Source organism: Caballeronia sp. A2-2, from assembly GCF_057612605.2.
This window is the reverse complement of sequence record NZ_JBVFIR010000005.1, coordinates 141,331-159,107: the sequence shown is the minus strand read 5'-3', so window position 1 is coordinate 159,107 and position 17,777 is coordinate 141,331. Positions and strand designations below refer to the sequence as shown.

General features: G+C 62.3%; 17 protein-coding genes and 1 pseudogene. 11 read left to right on the top strand and 7 right to left on the bottom strand.

From position 1 onward, the window contains the following. The first annotated feature begins 211 nt into the window (after positions 1–211). Positions 212–727 carry a DUF3455 domain-containing protein gene (locus ACZCWR_RS34880; RefSeq protein ID WP_487306831.1) on the top strand — a complete coding sequence of 172 codons (516 nt, stop codon included), beginning with the start codon at positions 212–214 and terminating at the stop codon, positions 725–727. A 19-nt stretch (positions 728–746) separates the two neighbouring features. Here ACZCWR_RS34880 and ACZCWR_RS34875 read toward each other — a convergent pair whose 3' ends face one another. The 5 genes from ACZCWR_RS34875 to ACZCWR_RS34855 all read right to left on the bottom strand — a co-directional run bounded on the left by ACZCWR_RS34875 (position 747) and on the right by ACZCWR_RS34855 (position 5,054). Then, positions 747–1,163 carry an anti-sigma factor family protein gene (locus tag ACZCWR_RS34875; protein ID WP_487306830.1) on the bottom strand — a complete coding sequence of 139 codons (417 nt, stop codon included), beginning with the start codon at positions 1,161–1,163 and terminating at the stop codon, positions 747–749. Positions 1,164–1,236: 73 nt separating this feature from the next. After that, entirely contained in the window at positions 1,237–2,121 is an 885-nt protein-coding gene (locus tag ACZCWR_RS34870; RefSeq protein ID WP_487307093.1) for an anti-sigma factor family protein, read from the bottom strand. Next, a complete protein-coding gene (locus tag ACZCWR_RS34865; protein WP_487307092.1) occupies positions 2,118–2,663 on the bottom strand; it encodes an RNA polymerase sigma factor in 546 nt (181 codons plus the stop codon). Before ACZCWR_RS34865 ends, ACZCWR_RS34870 begins: the two co-directional genes overlap by 4 nt. 156 nt (positions 2,664–2,819) lie before the next feature. After that, the gene (locus tag ACZCWR_RS34860) at positions 2,820–3,878 is read right to left on the bottom strand and encodes a catalase family peroxidase (RefSeq protein ID WP_487307091.1); all 1,059 of its coding nucleotides are present in this window, start codon (positions 3,876–3,878) and stop codon (positions 2,820–2,822) included. 93 nt (positions 3,879–3,971) lie between these two features. Continuing rightward, complete coding sequence (locus ACZCWR_RS34855; RefSeq protein ID WP_487307090.1) at positions 3,972–5,054, bottom strand: glycoside hydrolase family 5 protein; 1,083 nt, start codon at positions 5,052–5,054, stop codon at positions 3,972–3,974. A gap of 293 nt (positions 5,055–5,347) precedes the next feature. On the opposite strand from ACZCWR_RS34855, the gene ACZCWR_RS34850 reads away from it, so the two are divergent. The 3 genes and pseudogenes from ACZCWR_RS34850 (at position 5,348) to ACZCWR_RS34840 (ending at position 7,629) form a co-directional block, all read left to right on the top strand. Further along, positions 5,348–5,542, top strand: coding sequence for a hypothetical protein (locus ACZCWR_RS34850; protein WP_487307089.1), 195 nt, complete (start codon positions 5,348–5,350; stop codon positions 5,540–5,542). 114 nt (positions 5,543–5,656) lie between these two features. Beyond that, positions 5,657–7,002 (top strand): annotated as a pseudogene (locus ACZCWR_RS34845) (PDDEXK nuclease domain-containing protein). 231 nt (positions 7,003–7,233) lie between these two features. Continuing rightward, a complete protein-coding gene (locus tag ACZCWR_RS34840) occupies positions 7,234–7,629 on the top strand; it encodes a tautomerase (protein WP_487307088.1) in 396 nt (131 codons plus the stop codon). An 18-nt stretch (positions 7,630–7,647) separates the two neighbouring features. Here ACZCWR_RS34840 and ACZCWR_RS34835 read toward each other — a convergent pair whose 3' ends face one another. Continuing rightward, positions 7,648–8,595: a GlxA family transcriptional regulator gene (locus tag ACZCWR_RS34835; protein ID WP_487307100.1), complete on the bottom strand. Its 948-nt coding sequence runs from the start codon at positions 8,593–8,595 to the stop codon at positions 7,648–7,650. A gap of 177 nt (positions 8,596–8,772) precedes the next feature. Here ACZCWR_RS34835 and ACZCWR_RS34830 point away from each other — a divergent pair, with 177 nt between their 5' ends. From ACZCWR_RS34830 to ACZCWR_RS34810, 5 genes are all read left to right on the top strand, one after another. Beyond that, positions 8,773–9,570, top strand: a complete 798-nt coding sequence (locus ACZCWR_RS34830; protein ID WP_487307087.1) for an SDR family NAD(P)-dependent oxidoreductase — start codon at positions 8,773–8,775, stop codon at positions 9,568–9,570. Positions 9,571–9,602: 32 nt separating this feature from the next. Further along, the gene (locus ACZCWR_RS34825; RefSeq protein WP_487307086.1) at positions 9,603–10,469 is read left to right on the top strand and encodes a type 1 glutamine amidotransferase domain-containing protein; all 867 of its coding nucleotides are present in this window, start codon (positions 9,603–9,605) and stop codon (positions 10,467–10,469) included. 276 nt (positions 10,470–10,745) lie between these two features. After that, positions 10,746–11,963 (top strand): c-type cytochrome, encoded by a 1,218-nt coding sequence (locus tag ACZCWR_RS34820; RefSeq protein WP_487307085.1) that lies wholly within the window; start codon positions 10,746–10,748, stop codon positions 11,961–11,963. Further along, positions 11,960–12,427, top strand: a complete 468-nt coding sequence (locus tag ACZCWR_RS34815; RefSeq protein WP_487307084.1) for a (2Fe-2S)-binding protein — start codon at positions 11,960–11,962, stop codon at positions 12,425–12,427. Before ACZCWR_RS34820 ends, ACZCWR_RS34815 begins: the two co-directional genes overlap by 4 nt. After that, positions 12,424–14,745, top strand: coding sequence for a xanthine dehydrogenase family protein molybdopterin-binding subunit (locus ACZCWR_RS34810; protein WP_487307083.1), 2,322 nt, complete (start codon positions 12,424–12,426; stop codon positions 14,743–14,745). The genes ACZCWR_RS34815 and ACZCWR_RS34810 overlap by 4 nt, the downstream gene beginning before the upstream one ends. On the opposite strand, the gene ACZCWR_RS34805 is transcribed toward ACZCWR_RS34810, so the two are convergent. After that, positions 14,742–15,794, bottom strand: coding sequence for a LacI family DNA-binding transcriptional regulator (locus ACZCWR_RS34805; RefSeq protein WP_487307082.1), 1,053 nt, complete (start codon positions 15,792–15,794; stop codon positions 14,742–14,744). The two genes, ACZCWR_RS34810 and ACZCWR_RS34805, sit on opposite strands and share 4 nt — an antisense overlap. Positions 15,795–15,968: 174 nt before the next feature. On the opposite strand from ACZCWR_RS34805, the gene hisD reads away from it, so the two are divergent. After that, complete coding sequence (hisD, locus tag ACZCWR_RS34800) at positions 15,969–17,282, top strand: histidinol dehydrogenase (protein WP_487307081.1); 1,314 nt, start codon at positions 15,969–15,971, stop codon at positions 17,280–17,282. Between the two features lie 19 nt (positions 17,283–17,301). Beyond that, the gene (locus ACZCWR_RS34795; RefSeq protein WP_487307080.1) at positions 17,302–17,742 is read left to right on the top strand and encodes an acyl-CoA thioesterase; all 441 of its coding nucleotides are present in this window, start codon (positions 17,302–17,304) and stop codon (positions 17,740–17,742) included. Positions 17,743–17,777 lie beyond the last annotated feature (35 nt).

Below are 17,777 nucleotides of genomic sequence, written 5' to 3'. Positions count from 1 at the left end.
TAAGTCCGGGGCTGAGTCTCTTGTCGATTGAGCGTCTTTCTAAACGAAACACCTCGCGATGGGCTTTATTCCGCGCAGTCGCGAACGTGCTCGCGTTTTTAATTCGCGATATTCGCAAAAACGATGGAATAGTCCGCGGCGATAGGGTGTTCTGAAAGAGCGACAGGTGTCGCATCCATCCAGCGAATCGACAAGAACAAGGAGCATCGCCATGCCGGGCTTGACTGTGAATACATTCAGGAAGTGCTTTTGGATGGGCGCGGGTGTGTGGCTGGCAGTCAGCGCGGGAATGGCACGCGCGGCGGATTCGATCGACCCGCCCGATGCGCATGCGCATTTCAGCGCACGGGCCACCGGCGTGCAGATCTACGCCTGCGAATACGACGCGAATCACACGCTCGGCTGGGTATTCAGGCAGCCGCGCGCGACCTTGTTCGATGAACATGGCGTCGCCATCATCGAGCATGCGGCGGGGCCGTCGTGGGAAGCGCGCGATGGCAGCCGCATTGAAGGACGCATGATCGCGCAACGCGCAAGCGATGCGTCCGACAGCGTGCCGCAACTTCTGCTGCGCGCGAAATCGACGGCGGCGGAAGGACTGCTTTCGCCGGTGCGATATGTTCAGCGCATCGATACGGTGGGCGGTGTCAAGCCAGCCGCGCCCTGCACGGTGGAGCATGCGGCGGGCAGTTCGCCGTACATCGCTACTTATGTGTTTTATCAGTAAGTGCCGGAGGTCGGCGGGATTATTCCGTCATCCTATGCGATTTGAGCATGGGCGGTCGGCGCGGCATCCGGCCGTGTTTCGCGCATGATGCACCGCGCGATCGGATCGCCGCGTTCGATAACGCGCCGCAAATCAGCATGCCCGCGCAGAACGCCGCCGCGAGCCACCCGGGCGCGATCTTGTTGAGCGCTCGCCGTTTGATAGCCAGCGACGAAGCCCGCGCGATGCCTTCGACCATGCGTTCGAGCGACGTTGGCACCGGCGGCAATCGCTGATGCGCGAAAGCTTGCGCATAGGGCAAACGCGACGCCCCGAGTCTCTCGACGCGCGATGCCGCGTCCGCCGACCGGGCGAGCCTGCGCTCGACCGCCTCGCGTTCACGGGTGGACAGCAAGCCGTCCACATAGGCCAGCAGTTCGATATCGTCCGAAGTCATGAGTCCGTCCGGCGCTGTTGGCGGTGCCAGCGGTTGCGCGATGCATGGCATGTCAGGCCGCTCATGTGACCGTTCAACTGTCCCGATCCGGCGTCACAAACGATACGCCGCCGAACAGTTGCGCCATGTCCGATTCCACGATCTTCTTGCCCAGCGCGCCGAGATCCACGCCCGGCGCGTCGCCGATCAGCGCATAGCTCATTTCGGCTTGCCGCCACGTGGCGACGTTCATCGCATCGACCTGGCGAGAGGAAACCGGTTCGTCCGGGCGCGCGTCCTTCATCACGCACAGCGCGATGGGCGGTCCGTTTTGCGGCAGATAGACGATCTGCACGAGCGGCTTGCCTTGAAAGCGAAGACGCTGCACCGAGCGAAAACTCAGGCCTGCGCTGCTCAGGTCCGGCACGCGCAGCGCGATACGGTCATCGGCGCGAATATCGCTGACCACTTTCGCGGCGAGGGCGGCATCGTCCTGACGGTAGCCGACCGTCTCGCGCGTGTAGAGCCTTTGATAACCGACGGCCGCGGCGACCCACGGCGAGACATCGGCGCTTGCCGTTTGCGCGCTGCCCGCGCCCGGATGCGGCGTGCCGGACAGCGTGCCCACCTTCACGAACTGACCGGCGATGAACGCGCCCACCACGCAGGCCGCCGCGAGCCACACGGGCACGCGCGAGCGCGCCGGTTTGACGTTGGCGGTTTCCGGCACCGCTGCATCGTTCGCGCCCGCGCGATGCGCGCGCACCACCTCGTCGATATTCAGCCGCAGCGTCTCCGGTACATCGGGAAGCGGTTGCTGCGCGAACGCATCCGCGAAATCGACGTTCGACGCACGCAGAAGTGAAAGCTTCTTGCGCGCTTCGGCGGATTCGCGCAATTGCGCTTCGATCGCTTCGCGCTCCTCGGGCGACAGACCGCCGTCGACGTAAGCGAGTAGTTGAGCGTCGTCGGCCATCATGCGAACGAATCCTTGTGGGTCGGAGCGGGACGGGACTTCGGCGCGTCCTCGCTGAACATCGCGCCGATGCATTGTCTTGCACGCGAGAGCCGGCTCATGACCGTGCCTGCGGGAATGTCGAGCACCTCGGCGGTTTGCTGGTACGTCAGCCCTTCGACCGCGACCAGCAGCATGACGACGCGTTGCGCTTCCGGCAAGCGCTCGATGGCATCGACGATCTGGCCGTGCATGACCAGCGTTTCCGGGCTCTTATCGACCGGATCGGGCAGATTTTCGAGGAAGTCGTCGTCCCATTCGAAGCTCGCGCGCTTGCGCACGCTGCGGGCGCGCAACTCGTTGATCCAGGTCGAATGGACGATGGCGTACATCCAGCTGAGCGGCGCGGTGTCGGGCTGAAGCTGATGCGCGCGTTCGAGCCCGCGCAGGCATGCGCGCTGCACGAGGTCTTCGGCATCGTGCTGATCGCCCGAAAGCCGAAGCGCGAAGGCCCATAGTCGCGGCAGCATGTCAGGAAGCATGCCGGGCAGGTCTGCACCGCTCATTTGAACGTATGTCTCCTCGATTACCGTGCGGACTCATGCCGCGCGCTGTGCCGTGGTGCGTCGTGGTGCGTCGTGATGTGCGGCCGTGGTCGATCAAGTCTAGCTCGGGATTCAACACCTTGCCCGGACGCTTTATTCCATGCCGTCCGAGCTTTTTCAACGACCGCTAGCATGAGCCTGTTCGTTCGTACGCCGTGCGAACGATTCGGAATAGGCGGCGGACCGCGCCGCGAGCAGCGGGTCGCCGGATGGCGCGATGCCTGCGGGCAGCACCAGCGGATCGAAGTTGATGTCGCGGCATGCGCCATCGATCTGCGTGTGCGCGTGCGTGATGACGATACGCCCCGCATCCACGCGATGCCGTTCGCGTTCTGCAGGCCATGCGCGCGTGGCGTCGTCGACGGGGTCGTTTTCGGCGGCGGGTGTCAGCATCAGATGCCAGCTTACCGGTGCGCTCTGCAATCGGGCTCTCAAACCGTGGGCCAATAAATCAGGGTCGTGAGGCGCATTTTCCTGCGCGGTCGCTGGCGTGTAAGGTGTGTCGGGCACCACGCTCCATCGCACAAAACGCGCGGCACCCTGCGCATCGGTGAAGCGAAAGGCATTGATGCTGTAATACGTCGCGTCGTAAAACTGCGAGGAAGGCGGGTGACTTGCAAGCCAGTCCCGCAGCGCGTTGGTTTCGGGATGATGCTCGAAGAAAGCATCGAGCTTTGCGGCATCGGGCTGGCCTGTTTCAGGATCGGGCCGCGATGCTTCGAGTTGTTCGAACAGCGCCTGTGGCGTGCGCACCGCGAACACGGGCGCGGAATTCATGCCGGTGCGCCATTGCTCGCCATCGTGCGTCTCGACGCTCAGCGCGAAGCTGCGCACGGCGGTGAGGGCGTCGTCCTCGGCGGGATTGCCGCCGGGCGCGGAGAAACGTCCGATCAGCGTCGCGCGTCCGCGCTGAAAAACGCGTGCGCGCGAAAGCGCCAGACCGTTGCCGTTGCTCTCGAAATATCCGCTCACGCAGATGCCCTTCGCATGATTGCGACGAAAGCCGGGGTGCCTGCCGCCCGCGCTTTCGAATGCGTCGATCAGACGTGCGGCCGACAGCGCGCCGGGACGCGCCCACCATCCCGCGGCCCATGCGAAGGACGCGACGAAGACCGCGAGCACGAGAGCGATCGAAGCATAACGGACAAGAAGTTGCGATCGCCTGAGTGCGGACATGAAGCGCGCATCACCTTTTGTGTCGATCTGAAAAGCAGTGGAGTATAGGATAGCGCTCCTGAACATGCACGACTGCCATTCGTGCCAAAAGGCTCATTGCAGTTGAGCCGGCACCGCCGCGCCGCGATACCAGTTCTGGATCAGCGTGCCGGGCCCCCAGTTATTGCCGCCGCGCACGACGCCGTTCACAAAAGTGGTCGGCGTGCCGTTGTAGTCGCTCACGATACCGCCATACTTCGGCAAGCCGAAATCGTAGGTCACGGCCACGAGTCCGATATTGCGCGCCTGCATGTATTGCAGCAATTGCAGCACGGCGGCGGGGGTGTCGTCGTCGGTATAGTACGTGGTCGCGGAGGTCCATTCGCCGACGATCACCGGCACGGATGCCGCCGCATTGCCGAACTTCGTCGCCCAGGCGTCGGGACGCTGATCGGCCTTGCTGTGAAAGTACGGATGCGTCGAATAGAACACGCGGTTGAGCGGATCGGCGAGCGGGATCATGCCGTCGAGCGTTTCCGCGTAGGCGAGGCCATCGGCGAGCAGCGTGTTGGTGGCGCCGGTCGCGCGGATGGTCGCGATGGTCGTGTTCATCGCCCCTTCCCATTGCTGCCAGTTCGCCGGGTTCGGCGCCGGCTCCGGCTCGTTGTACATTTCGTAGACGATGCCGTCGTCGCCGTTGAGCATCGGCGCGAGGCTTTGCCAGACGCGGTTGGTGGCGTCGTTGGGCAGCGTGGCGGTCGGCAACGTTTCGCCGCTTTGCGGCTCGTCCTGAATCGAAACGATCACGTTCAGGCCGATCGATCGCGCCGTTCGCACCGCGCCGATGTATTGCTGCACGAACGCGGGATCGTAGAGCGGATTGAGCGGATCGGCGGCGGGCTGCGAAAGCTGGAGGCGCACGCTGTCCGCGCCCCACGCCTTGACCGCGGACATCTCGGCGGGGCTGTAATGCGCGTAGGCGGCGGCGAATGCGCCTTGCTGCGCGACAGGCGGAGCGACGAACGCCACGAGTTGCACGGCGTGCGGCACCCACGGCGCGCCATCGCGCAGGATTTGATTGCCCTGAACGCGGACCACGCCTTGTGTACCTTGCGATGATCCGCCGCTGCCGCATGCCGTGAGTGCAACCACGCATGCAAGCGCGGCGATGAGAGGGTGAGTTCTTTTGATTGACATGCTGTCTCCTTTGTTCGAACGATGTGAATCGGCAATAGCGTTGAACAGGCGAGCACGCGGAAGTATTCCATCGGGTCGGGTGGAATAGTTAGTTGGGGTGGCGTGTTCTTTTCGTGGGGATGCTTACGTAGGGCGAGATGTGGAGTCGTCCGAGTGAAGTGGTTTTCTGCGATCTTTTGACTTGCGACCGATATGCGCATGTATAACGATCCTACCGCGCAGGAAAGCACGCTGTTCCCAAAGTAGCATTTCAACTTAAGCGGGACGGCGAAGCCATGGAACGCGGCTAGCCAATGCCGAATACCAATGCGATTGGCGGCCTTCGGTACTGTTACAACGTACCGCTCGAGACGATGATTTTCGATGAGTGGGGAGAAGAGAAAAGTGATACACGGGGTTTGAGTTTTATGTTTGAAGCAGCGCTCAAGCTAGCATTGCTGATGGTCGACAAATCCGGCTGGGCTCCCATCAGCGGAGAATCGAAATGAACGGAAGGACGTCAAAGATCGCGGGTATCATTCCGTTCCAACCGTGTAGCAATTAAGGCGCGCTGCTCCGCTTCGAACCGGGCGGACATTTCAGTTGGTGGGGATATTGGTAACATGCAAAAGCCTTCTTCCAAAACTGCCCCTCATCGTGGCAAGCTCACCGATCAGGCTGCGGAGATTGATGTAAAGAGCTATACCGCCTTCGTGAGCGAGTTAACGCGGAGGATCATCGAGGCGCGTCACAGTGCCAGCCTGGCGGTCAACCGTGAACTGATCCTGCTTTATTGGAGTATCGGTCGAGATATTTTGGCTCGCCAGCAGAGCGAAGGGTGGGGAGCCAAGGTCATCGACCGGCTAGCGAATGATCTACGCCGGGACTTTCCGGAGATGACCGGGCTTTCGGCCCGAAACCTGAAATATATGCGGGCTTTTGCCGCCGCCTGGATCGACGCCGAATTTGTGCAACGGTCGTTGCACAATTGCCTTGGGGGCATAACGTAAGCCTTCTCGACACCGTCAAGGACGCCGAGGAACGAGCGTGGTACGCCGGGCAGGCCATAGAACATGGTTGGAGTCGTGCCGTCCTCGTCCACCAAATCGAGAGCAACTTATTCGGCCGCCAAGGCAGCGCTCTGACGAATTTTTCACGAACGTTACCTGCCGGCCAGTCCGAGCTCGCGCAGCAACTCCTCAAGGACCCCTATACCTTCGACTTCCTGACTCTTGGCCCGGATATGCTGGAGCGCGATCTTGAACGCGGTTTGATCGATCATCTGCGCTCACTGATCCTCGAACTCGGTAAAGGGTTTGCGTTCGTCGGTAGTCAGTACCATCTTGAGGTCGGCGGCCAAGACTATTACATAGATCTGTTGTTCTACCATCTGCGACTACGGTGCTTTGTCGTGATCGAACTGAAGATTGAGGAATTCAAGCCCGAATTCGCCGGCAAGATGAACTTCTACCTTTCCGCCGTTGACGATAAGCTCAAACACGAGGACGATCAGTCGACTATTGGAATCATTCTCTGCAAAGGCCGTAATGAGGTCATCGTCGAATACGCCTTGCGCGATTCCAGTAAGCCGATGGGCGTCGCTCAGTATCAACTCTCACCCGCGCTTCCGACACAGTATCAAACGTCATTGCCGACCGTCGAGGAGCTGGCGCGCGAATTTCCCCTGATCTCTGTTATCAAATTGCGAATCGAGATCGAAAGAGCCTTGCGAGACTTTATGTCCGGGCACGGCCTTTCTACAGAAACACCTATCGGCATTGACGGCATGCTACGCGTGCTCGACGAACATGGTTTAGCACCGGCCAATACAGAACGCCTTCCTGGATTGCTTCGAATCATGAACGAGGCCGCGCATGGCAAGGATGTAGACCCGGAAAGCGCGCGAAAGGCCGTCGAGCTTGGGTCCACGTTTTTAGCTGACTTACTCGATCGTGGCAAGACTGTCTGATGTGCGCCTCGCATCGGCCGGCTCGCCCGTTCGACCGCTTCTAAGTCCGTTGCTAGTAGGCTCGTCGATGACGACAAGCATGGCTAATGCGCACGGGAAGCAGAAGCCCAAACCATGAGCGAGCAGTCGAATGGCGAGCTTCAATCCCGCGCATGTCCCAAAACCTTGCACATCCGACCTTCGAAAGCTCCCGCATCGGATGAAAATGCAGCTTTCAAGGAGTGTGAAACCATGCCCTACCTGCAACTGGACCTATGCGGCCACTATCCGGTGGAAGACAAGCAGCGTCTGGCGCTGAAGATGAGCGAAACCTACGCGCAAATGATGTCGGTGGACATCAGGCGGATCAGCGTCGCGATTCGGGAGTTGGGGGAAGGCGGCGTCTGGCGGATTCCCGAAGCGGGCGAGCAGCCCGTGCCCGTGGCGGTCATGATGCTGGACATCAGAAAAGGCCGGCCGCCCGAGTTGCGCATGGACGTGGCCCGGGCGCTGTGCGCGCATTGCATCGACATTCTCGGCCTTCGTGAAGATCGGCTCAACGTCGAATTCACGCAGCATTCCGGGGACGAGATGTATCACCCGGCGCTGGGTGGCTACAGCCCGGAATGGACGCCCGACGAGCAATAGCGAACAGCAGTCCGCAGATCAATGAGCAAGCGGTGTCACCCCCGACGCCCGCTGAATGGTTTGGGGCGGCTGACCAAACGCGCGCAGGAACGCCTGACGCATGCGCTCCCGGTCACCGAAGCCCGTCTCTCTCGCGACGATTTCGATCGGATGCCGGGTCGTTTCCATCATCAGCCGCGCGGCTTCCACGCGCAGCCGTTCGACAGCCTTGGCGGGCGATTGCCCCGTTTCCTCACGAAACACCCGGCTGAACTGGCGCGGGCTTAGCCGCGCCGCTTCGGCCAGCCGCTCGACCGACAGATCGCTCGCCAGGTTTTCGCTCGCGAAGGTGAGCGCCATCTGCACGCGATCCGAACGCGCCCCCATCTCCAGCAGCGCCGAAAACTGCGACTGGCCGCCGCCACGTCGCTGATAGAGCACGAGCTTGCGCGCGACCATGCGCGCCGTGTCCAGCCCGAAGTCGTTCTCGACGATCGCAAGCGCCAGGTCCACGCCCGCGCTCATTCCGGCCGATGTCCACATCTGCCCGTCCACCACGTAAATGCGGTCTTCTTCGAGTTGTATGTTCGGATACTGCGTCTGGAAAGCACGCGCGTGGAACCAGTGCGTCGTCGCCCGCTTTCCTTCCAGCAAACCCGCCGCAGCGAGAACGAATGCGCCCGTGCAGATCGACGCAATGCGCCGTGAATGGCGCGGTGCTTCGCGAAGGTATTCCACGAGCGCCGCCGAAGGAAGGCGACATTCGTTGTCGCCCGCCACGATGAGCGTGTCGTAGCCCGCTTCGTCGAGCGCTTCGCTGTGAACCGAAAACCCCTGCGACGAAGCAATCGGCCCGCCGTGCTCGGACACGATTTTGAAGTCATACGACGCTTCGCCGCGCAGCAGGTTGGCGTACTCGAAGACGCTCGCCACGGCGAGCGCAAGCGACTGAAAGTTTGGATAAACAAGAAGTCCGACGGTATGCATGATGCCTCGCGTTTCATGGCTCGATTCGTTGAAGGTAGCACAAAGCAGACGTTTAAGCTGGGTTGCATCGATGGCATAAAACATTGCATCTACGACATTGAGGCCAAACGCAGTCACGATCAGAATTCGTTTCATGAACTGACAACCAGTCGGTTCAAACCACTCCAAGGAACGATCATGACTGCTTCTACGAAAGGTTTTGCGCTGATCACGGGTGCATCGGCCGGCATTGGCGCCATCTACGCGGACCGTCTCGCCCGGCGCGGCTTCGACCTCATTCTGGTGGCGCGCAATCAGTCCCGGCTGACCGAACTGGCCGACCGCCTCGCCAAAGAGACGGGCCGCACGGTCGAAACCGTGGCCGCCGATCTCAACGACCGTGCCGCGCTCGCCAAGGTCGAAACCCTGCTTCGCGAAGACTCGCGCATCACGATGCTGGTGAACAACGCGGGCGTCGGCTCGGTGGCGTCCGTGCTGGACGGCAATGTCGATGCGATGGAATCGATGATCGACCTGAACATCACCGCACTGACGCGCCTGACCTATGCAGCCGCACCCGCGTTCGCCGCCAGGGGCGCGGGCACGATCGTCAACATCAGTTCGGTGGTGGGCATCGCGGTCGAATTGCTTAATGGCGTCTATAGCGCCTCGAAGTCCTACGTGCTGAGCTTCGGCCACGCGCTGCAGCGCGATCTCGCCGGCAAGGGCGTGCGTGTGCAGACCGTGCTGCCCGCAGCGACGGCAACCGAGTTCTGGGACGTCGCGGGCTACGCAAAGCAAAAGGAAGCGGCAAGCACCATGACCGCAGCCGATCTGGTCGATGCCGCGCTCGCCGGTCTCGATCAGGGCGAACTCGTGACCATTCCGACGCTGCACGATGGCGACAACTGGACGAAGTGGGAAGCGGACCGTCGCGCGCTGACTCCCCAGTTCGCGAATGCCAAGCCCGCGCCGCGCTACGAAAGCGCCCGTTGATCCGGCCCATCCTTTTACGAAAGAGAACGATCATGAACATCCTTAAATTCGGCGCGGCCGCGCTTGCAATGGCCACTGCCTTCGCCTTGCCGACCGGCGCGTCGGCGCAATCACGCGGCAAAGTGCTCGTCGTCATGTCGAGCGCGCATGAACTCGATCTGCGCGATGGCAAACGCTATGAAACCGGCTACTACCTGAACGAGTTCGTCGTGCCGTACCGGAAGCTCGTCGAAGCGGGCTACGAGCCGGTGATTGCGAACCCGAAGGGCGACATGCCGGTGATGGACGCCAATTCGAACAACAAAATGTTCTTCGGCGGCGATGACGCCGCGCGTGCCGACGCACTCAAGTACGCACAAGGCATCGCTCAGTTGAAGCATCCGAAGACGCTTGCCTCGGTGGTCGCCGAGGGAACGGGCGGCTATGCCGGATTGTTCATTCCCGGCGGCCACGCGCCGATGGTGGACCTGCTGAAGGACCGCGATCTCGGCAAGATTCTGGTGAGCTTCCATGAGAGCGGCCGTCCTACCGGAATCATCTGTCATGGGCCGATCGTGCTGCTGTCCGCGTTGCACGATCCGGACGCCTTCATCGCCTCGATGATCGCCAACGATGGCAAGGCGAACTCGCTGGCGGCGGGCTGGCCATACGCGGGTTATCGGCTGACCGTGTTTTCCACGGGTGAGGAGCAGCAACTCGAAGGTCCGAACGGACTCGGCGGCCATGTTCAGTTCTATCCGGTGAATGCGCTCGCGGAAGCGGGCGCGCATGTCGATACGGTTGCGAACTGGCATAGCAATGTGGTTGTCGATCGCGAACTCATCACGGGTCAGCAGCCGATGTCGGCCCCGGAATTCGGTGACGTTCTGGTGGCGAAACTGAATGCGCACGCGCACTGATATCTGACCTTGCGTTGGCATGTGAAAGGACTGGATGCGTCGTATCCAGTCCTTTTTCATTGATCTTCCGATGACCGAAAAACCCTGTGTATTCGACATGGTTCGGGGCGTCGGCGTCATCTAACGTAACGCCAACGGTCGGAGAGGGATGCAATGTCGAAAGATCAGGATACGTCGCCGAGAAAAAGACCCCGCGTGGCGCGCGTGCTCGCGTTGTTGGCGGCCGTGTTTGTCGTGGGCGTCTGCGGATTCGCGGCCTTCGCCTGGAGACCTGCCATGTCGGAAGTCTCCACGCCCGACGCTTCGAGCTTTTCGCCGGCATTGGTCCAACAAGGCGCGCGGCTTGCCGCCGCGGGTTTCTGTGCGAGCTGTCACACGATCGCGGGCGGAAAGCCCTTCGCGGGCGGCTATGCAATGAAGACAGGCTTCGGCACCATCTACTCCACCAATATCTCACCCGATCGCGAGACGGGAATCGGTTCGTGGTCCGAAGAAGCGTTTTTCCGCGCCATGCGTGAAGGTGTGGCGCGTGACGGAGCGCATCTTTTTCCCGCCTTTCCCTACGACCATTTCGCGCGCCTGTCGGACGAGGACATCCACGCGCTGTATGCGTTCGTCATGACGCGCCCCGCCGTGCGCGCGGAGAACCATCCGAACGAGATGCCGTTTCCGCTCGGAATCCGGTCGCTTCAGGCCGGATGGAAGCTGTTGTTTTTCCATCCCCGGCGATTCGAGCCTCGCACCGATCGCTCGGTCGAATGGAATCGCGGCGCGTATCTCGCCGAAGGGCTGAGTCACTGTTCCGCCTGCCACACGCCGCGCGGACCGCTCGGGGAAGAACTCACGAACCGGCTGTATCAGGGTGCATCGGTCGATGGCTGGTTCGCGCCTGCCTTGACGGCAGCCAATCCCGCGCCCATGCCGTGGACATCGGCGGAACTCCGCGACTATCTGACGACCGGCGCGAGCCGCTATCACGGTACAGCGGCCGGTCCGATGGCGTCCGTCACGCAGGAACTCGGCGTTCTCAGTTCCGAAGATCAGCGGGCGCTGGTGACTTACGTCGAATCGCTCGGCAATGGCGATGCGAGGGCAGCCAGTTCGACTTCGGCCATATCGTCCGCGCTTGCCGTCGATGCGCAGGATCACAGCCGCATGGACGTTGCGGGCGGGCGTCTGTTTGTCGCCGCGTGTGCATCGTGCCATTACAACCGCGCGCCCGATGTCAATCCGAACCGGCCGGAGTTGGGCTTGAACAGCGCGTTGTTTCTGGATGATCCATCCAATCTCATTCGCGTGATCCTCTACGGCATCGACGCGAAGGACGGCGCGCCCGGCATCGTGATGCCCGGCTTCGCACACGGCCTGAGCAACGACGATGTGGTGAGCATTGCCAACTATCTGCGCAGTACCCGAACGGCCAAGGCCGCGTGGCCGGATCTCGGTAAACAGGTGGCAACGATCCGCGCCGCAGGACCAGGAGAAAGTCGATGACAACATTCCGCATCAACGGTCGTCCCGCCACGACAGACACGGACCCGCAGACACCGCTGCTATGGGTGATTCGTGACGAGATCGGGCTGAAGGGCACCAAATTCGGCTGCGGGATCGGCATGTGCGGTGCGTGCACGGTCCATGTCGGCGGTCGACCGACGCGTTCATGCATCACGAGACTCGGCGCGGTGGAGGGCGCCGATATCACGACGATCGAAGGACTCGATGCGCAGGGACAGCATCCCGTTCAGCGCGCGTGGCGAGCGCTTCAGGTTCCGCAGTGCGGCTATTGCCAGTCCGGCCAGATCATGCAGGCCGCCGCGATGCTCAAGGATTTTCCCGAGCCGACCGACGCGGATATCGACGCCGTGATGACCGGCAACCTCTGCCGCTGCATGACGTATTCGCGCATTCGCGAAGCCATCCGGCAGGCGGCGCGGGACATGGCGAAGGGTGAGGCATGAGCCGGGCACAGCACGGCGGCGCGGATTCGGCCATCAATCTGTCGCGCCGCTCCTTTCTGGTGGCGACGGTCGCGACGGGTGCGTTCTTCGGGTTTTCGCAGGCCGCGTTCGCGCTCAATGCGTTTGGAGGGGCGTCGCCGGATCGCGCGTCGGCGTCGTCGTTCGGGCCGAGTGTGTGGTTCGACATCGATCACGAAGGCATCGTGTCCGTGAATGTGCCGAAGGCCGAGATGGGGCAGCATATCGGCACGGCCATCGCCCGGATTCTGGCCGACGAACTGGAAGCGGACTGGAGCATGGTTCGGATCGTGGGCGTCGATAGCGATCCTAAATGGGGATTCATGGTCACCGGGGGAAGTACCTCGGTGTGGGCGACGTTTCCGGTTTTCAGCCGGGCGGGCGCGGCTGGCCGGATTGCGTTGATCGAAGCGGGCGCGAAACTTCTGGGCGTGCCCGCCGCGGGCTGCGTTGCACGCGGCAGTGCCGTTCATGCTGATGATCGCGCGATCGGCTACGGCGAAATCGTGCGCCGTGGAAACCTCGCGCGACGCTTTTCCGCCGACGAGTTAAAGGCGCTGCCGATCAAGAGCGCAGCCAGCCGCACCCTGATCGGCAAGCCGACCCGGGCGCTCGATGTCCCCGGCAAGACCACCGGCGCGGCGGTGTACGGCATCGATGTCGATATTCCCGGCATGGTCCATGGCCGGCCGAAGCTGCCGCCCACGCGCTATGGATCGAAGGTGCTCGCCATCGACGACAGCGCGGCGCGAGGCATCAAAGGCTATCTGCGCAGCGTGGCGCTGGACGATCCGTCGGGCACGGTGCCGGGCTGGGTGATGGTGATCGCGGACACGTTCCATGCGGCGTTGCGCGCGGTCGATCTCGTGAAGGTTCAGTGGCAAGCCGGCGACACGGCGACGGTATCCGAAAAGGATCTGTTCGATCATGCCGCCGCGCTCGCGGCGGACCAGAAGCAAGGCGCGCTGCTCGATACAGGCGAAGGCGACGTGGACGGCGGTCTTGCACAAGCCGCCAGGACGCTCGAAGGCACTTACACCACAGCAGGCGTACTTCATTTCCAGCTCGAACCGGTCAACGCCGTCGCGTTCGAGAAAGATGGGGTATTCGAAATTCACACGGGCAATCAGGCGCAGGGCTTCATTCTTCCTGTCCTTGCGAAAGCGCTTCAGGTTCCGGTGGAACGCATCGTCATGCGGACGTACCTGATAGGCGGCGGCTTCGGCAGACGCCTGAATGGCGACTACGCGGTGCCCGCCGCGCTCACCGCGAAATTGCTCGGACAGCCGTTCAAGATGGTGCTGACGCGCGAAGACGACACGCGGCTCGACTCATTGCGCTCCCCCACGCTGCAACGGCTCAAGCTCGGATGGAACGATGCCGGAAGAATCGGGGCGATGGAACACGTCGCCGTTGCAGGATGGCCGAGCCTGACGGTCTTCCCCGGCAACTTGCAGAAGGGCACCAATGGCGCGTTGTACGATCCGTTCTCGATCTCAGGCGCGGACCACTGGTATGACGTCGGCGCATTGCGGGTTCGCGCGGTCAACAACGATCTCGCGCAAAAGAGCTTTCGTCCGGGCTGGTTGCGAGCGGTCGCGCCGGGCTGGACGAACTGGGCGCTGGAGTCGTTCATGGACGAGGTCGCGCATGCACAGAAGACCGATCCCGTGGCGCTGCGCCTCGCTCATTTGACAGGCGCGGGACGGAACGTTGGCGCGGCGCCAAGTTCGACCGGCGGCGCGCTGCGGCAAGCCAACGTCATCCGCCGTGTGGCGGCGCGTGCGGGCTGGGGACGCGCAATGCCGCCGGACACCGGTCTCGGCCTTGCCAGCTCATTCGGGCAGGAGCGCGCGATGCCGACATGGTGCGCATGCGTGGCGCAGATCGAGGTCGACCGGCAGACCGGACGCGTCACGGTGCAAAAGCTATGGATGGAGATCGACGCGGGTTCGATCATCGATCCGGACGGCGCCATGGCGCAGGCGCAGGGCGCCACCTTGTGGGGCTTGAGCATGGCGCTCCACGAAGGCACCGGATTCGAAAACGGATACGTGAAGGACCTGAATCTGGATACCTACACGCCGCTGCGCATGGCCGACGTGCCGGAGATGGACATCGCGTTCGTGGACAGCGCGGAGGCGCCCGTGGGACTCGGCGAACCGCCGACCACCGTGGTCGCACCGGCGATCGGCAACGCGATCTTTGCCGCTGTAGGCGTGCGGATGCGGCATCTGCCTGTGCGCGCGGCCGACATCAGGCGGGCACTGGATCAGGCGCGACTCAAGACCAACGGCTAACGCGCGTCGAATGGCCCCGTCGTATCGCGCTGAACGAGCTGGATGGGCAGCACATCGTGAACGGGCGCGCCCATTCCCCCGGCTCGAATGCGCTCGACGAGCCTGCGAGCCGCCGTGCGCGCCATGGCTTCGACGGGCTGTCGAATCGAGGTCAGGCCGACGAGCGGCGACCCGGCGAGCGGCATGTCGTCGAAGCCGATGACCGAAAGCTGTTTGGGCACCGCGATGCCCTGCCGTTTGGCCGCTTCCAGCACGCCCAGCGCGATCGTGTCGTTTCCGGCGACGATGCCGGTAACCCGCTCCGCGTCGCTCAACATGGCGATGGCGCTGGAATAGCCCGCCTCGCTGGTGTAGTCGCAATGAATCAGCGGCACCGTGGCCGCCGCGATGCCCGCCGCCTCCAGCCATTGCAGGGCCCCTTTCACGCGGTCCCTGCTCGTCGATGTGTTCTGCGAACCCATGACCAGCCCGATTCTTCGATGACCCAATCGATAGAGATGCTCGACTGCCAGCGCGCCCGCATGAACGTTGTCGATTTCTACCGTGTCGACCCTGACATCGTCCACGGAGCGCACGACGAGCACGAGCGGCATGCCCCGCCGTTGCATCTCCGCCACCACGGGCGAGTCGAGCGTCGCGGTGGCGAAGATCATCCCGTCGAGATAGCCGTCGATCAAAGGGCGAAACGCGAGCAGGTTGTTCGCGTCGTTCATGGAGTCGATCATCAGCGTGATCTGATAATCGAACTCCTGCAACGCGTCATGAAGATGCGTGAGCAGCAAGGTCATGAACCGATTGTGCAGCGCGCCCACCACCACTCCGATCAGCTTCGTCGCCGACTTGCGCGCAGGCCGGCCCTGCGACGGAATGCGATACCCCATTTCGGCCGCGATCGCCTGCACGGCGCTGCGGGTTTCGTCGCTGATGGCGGGGTGTCCCGCGAGCGACCGGGACACGGTGGACACCGCTATGCCGAGACGCTTGGCAACATCTTCGAGCCGGACTTTCGGCGCCTTGGTGCGCAAACTCGAACGCGTTTTCGTTTGCATAAATTTGCATGGGTGATTGAAAAACCGAGCCTTTTTTCTAGGTCTCTAGGGAAAGTATCGAGCATTTGCGCAAAATTTGCAGAAAAAATTGCGCTACATTTGCATCAACGCAGCACGCCGTCCGACACCCGGCAAACGCTGCTTCCCGTTCACTCCCGCAAAAAGGAAATGCAAATGGCAATCCAATATCTGAAGCATGGCCGCAGCGCCGAAGCATCCTCGCAGGACGCCGCCAATGTTCGCGATGTGGTCACGAGCATCCTCGCCGATGTCGCATCGCGCGGCGACAAAGCCGTCGCCGAACTCTCGGCGAAGTTCGACGACTGGTCGCCCGAGCGCTTTCGTTTGTCGGACGACGAGATCGCGAGTTGTATCCGCACGCTGTCGCAAGGCCAGCTCGATGACATCAAGTTCGCGCAGGCTCAGGTGCGCAACTTCGCGCAGGCGCAACGCGAGTCCATCCGCGATGTCGAAATCGAGACCTTGCCGGGCGTGGTGCTGGGCCACAAGAACATGCCGGTCGATAGCGTCGCGTGTTACGTGCCGGGCGGGAAGTTTCCGCTGGTGGCGTCGGCGCACATGGGCGTGGTGACGGCCAAGGTGGCGGGCGTGCCGCGCATCATCACCGCGTCGCCGCCGGTCGGTGGCCGGCCGAATCCGGCAGTGGTCGCCGCCATGCACCTCGGCGGCGCGGACGAAATCTATACGTTCGGCGGCGTTCAGGCCATTGCCGCGATGGCGCTCGGCACGCAGACGATCGATCCGGTTGCGATGGTGGTCGGGCCGGGCAACGCGTATGTCGCGGAAGCGAAGCGTCAGTTGTTCGGGCGCATCGGCATCGATCTGATTGCAGGGCCTTCGGAGACACTGGTGATCGCCGACGACAGCGTCGATGCCGAACTGTGCGCGACCGACCTGCTGGGTCAGGCGGAACACGGCTTCAATACGCCCGCCGTTCTCCTCACGAATTCGATGCAGTTGGCCCGCGACACGCTCTCCGAGATCGCACGCTTGCTCGAGATTCTGCCGACGGCCAACACGGCTGGCGTCTCATGGCGCGATTACGGCGAAGTGATCGTGGCGGACACGGTGGACGAGATGGTGTCGGTGGCCGATCGCATTGCATCCGAGCACGTCCAGGTGATGACGCGCGACCCGGATCATTTCCTGAAGAACATGAAGAACTACGGGGCGCTTTTTCTTGGCGCGCGCACCAACGTGGCCTTCGGCGACAAGGTCATCGGCACGAATCACACGTTGCCCACGGGCAAGGCCGCGCGCTATACCGGCGGTCTTTGGGTCGGCAAGTTCATCAAGACCTGCACGTATCAGAAGGTGCTGACGGATGAAGCCAGTGCGTTGATCGGCTCGTATTGCTCGCGGCTGTGCGCCATCGAAGGGATGATCGCGCACGGCGAGCAAGCCAATATTCGCGTGCGTCGCTTCGGCAATCGCGATGTGCCGTATGGCACGGCCGTGCCCGCGTAATCGTTGGGGAGAAGCGCTCATGACACGCACCAGACCACGGCCTCGAAGCGATTTCCACTGGTTTTGCCGGGTCAATACCCAGTGGAAAGACATCGACATCTATGGGCACGTGAACAACGCCGTTCATTACACGTGGTTCGATACCGCGGTCAATGGATGGCTCATGGAGCGGGGCCTTCTGGACCCGCGTCGCGGTGAGGCGGTGGGTCTGGTCGTGCGCACGAGTTGCGAATACTTCGACGAGGTGGTCTTTCCTGATCTCGTCACGTGTGGGATATGCGTGAGCAGAGTGGGCGCGACCAGCGTCACGTACGAGATCAGCTTGTTCAGAAACGACAGCGAACAGTCGTTCGCGCATGGCACGTTCGTTCATGCTTATGTCGATCGCATCACGCGACGGCCGGTCGCGCTATCCATTGACCTGCGGAACGCGATACAGCAGATCGAGGCGACTCGTTGAAATGGGCCTCATCGATCTCATTGCTCTTATTGAAT

Excerpts from the sequence above, each read along its gene's own strand:
- ACZCWR_RS34880 (WP_487306831.1), top strand. The coding sequence starts at position 212 with ATGCCGGGCTTGACTGTGAATACATTCAGGAAGTGCTTTTGGATGGGC.
- ACZCWR_RS34875 (WP_487306830.1), bottom strand. The coding sequence starts at position 1,163 with ATGACTTCGGACGATATCGAACTGCTGGCCTATGTGGACGGCTTGCTG.
- ACZCWR_RS34870 (WP_487307093.1), bottom strand. The coding sequence starts at position 2,121 with ATGATGGCCGACGACGCTCAACTACTCGCTTACGTCGACGGCGGTCTG.
- ACZCWR_RS34865 (WP_487307092.1), bottom strand. The coding sequence starts at position 2,663 with ATGAGCGGTGCAGACCTGCCCGGCATGCTTCCTGACATGCTGCCGCGA.
- ACZCWR_RS34860 (WP_487307091.1), bottom strand. The coding sequence starts at position 3,878 with ATGTCCGCACTCAGGCGATCGCAACTTCTTGTCCGTTATGCTTCGATC.
- ACZCWR_RS34855 (WP_487307090.1), bottom strand. The coding sequence starts at position 5,054 with ATGTCAATCAAAAGAACTCACCCTCTCATCGCCGCGCTTGCATGCGTG.
- ACZCWR_RS34850 (WP_487307089.1), top strand. The coding sequence starts at position 5,348 with ATGCCGAATACCAATGCGATTGGCGGCCTTCGGTACTGTTACAACGTA.
- ACZCWR_RS34840 (WP_487307088.1), top strand. The coding sequence starts at position 7,234 with ATGCCCTACCTGCAACTGGACCTATGCGGCCACTATCCGGTGGAAGAC.
- ACZCWR_RS34835 (WP_487307100.1), bottom strand. The coding sequence starts at position 8,595 with ATGCATACCGTCGGACTTCTTGTTTATCCAAACTTTCAGTCGCTTGCG.
- ACZCWR_RS34830 (WP_487307087.1), top strand. The coding sequence starts at position 8,773 with ATGACTGCTTCTACGAAAGGTTTTGCGCTGATCACGGGTGCATCGGCC.
- ACZCWR_RS34825 (WP_487307086.1), top strand. The coding sequence starts at position 9,603 with ATGAACATCCTTAAATTCGGCGCGGCCGCGCTTGCAATGGCCACTGCC.
- ACZCWR_RS34820 (WP_487307085.1), top strand. The coding sequence starts at position 10,746 with ATGTCGGAAGTCTCCACGCCCGACGCTTCGAGCTTTTCGCCGGCATTG.
- ACZCWR_RS34815 (WP_487307084.1), top strand. The coding sequence starts at position 11,960 with ATGACAACATTCCGCATCAACGGTCGTCCCGCCACGACAGACACGGAC.
- ACZCWR_RS34810 (WP_487307083.1), top strand. The coding sequence starts at position 12,424 with ATGAGCCGGGCACAGCACGGCGGCGCGGATTCGGCCATCAATCTGTCG.
- ACZCWR_RS34805 (WP_487307082.1), bottom strand. The coding sequence starts at position 15,794 with ATGCAAACGAAAACGCGTTCGAGTTTGCGCACCAAGGCGCCGAAAGTC.
- hisD (WP_487307081.1), top strand. The coding sequence starts at position 15,969 with ATGGCAATCCAATATCTGAAGCATGGCCGCAGCGCCGAAGCATCCTCG.
- ACZCWR_RS34795 (WP_487307080.1), top strand. The coding sequence starts at position 17,302 with ATGACACGCACCAGACCACGGCCTCGAAGCGATTTCCACTGGTTTTGC.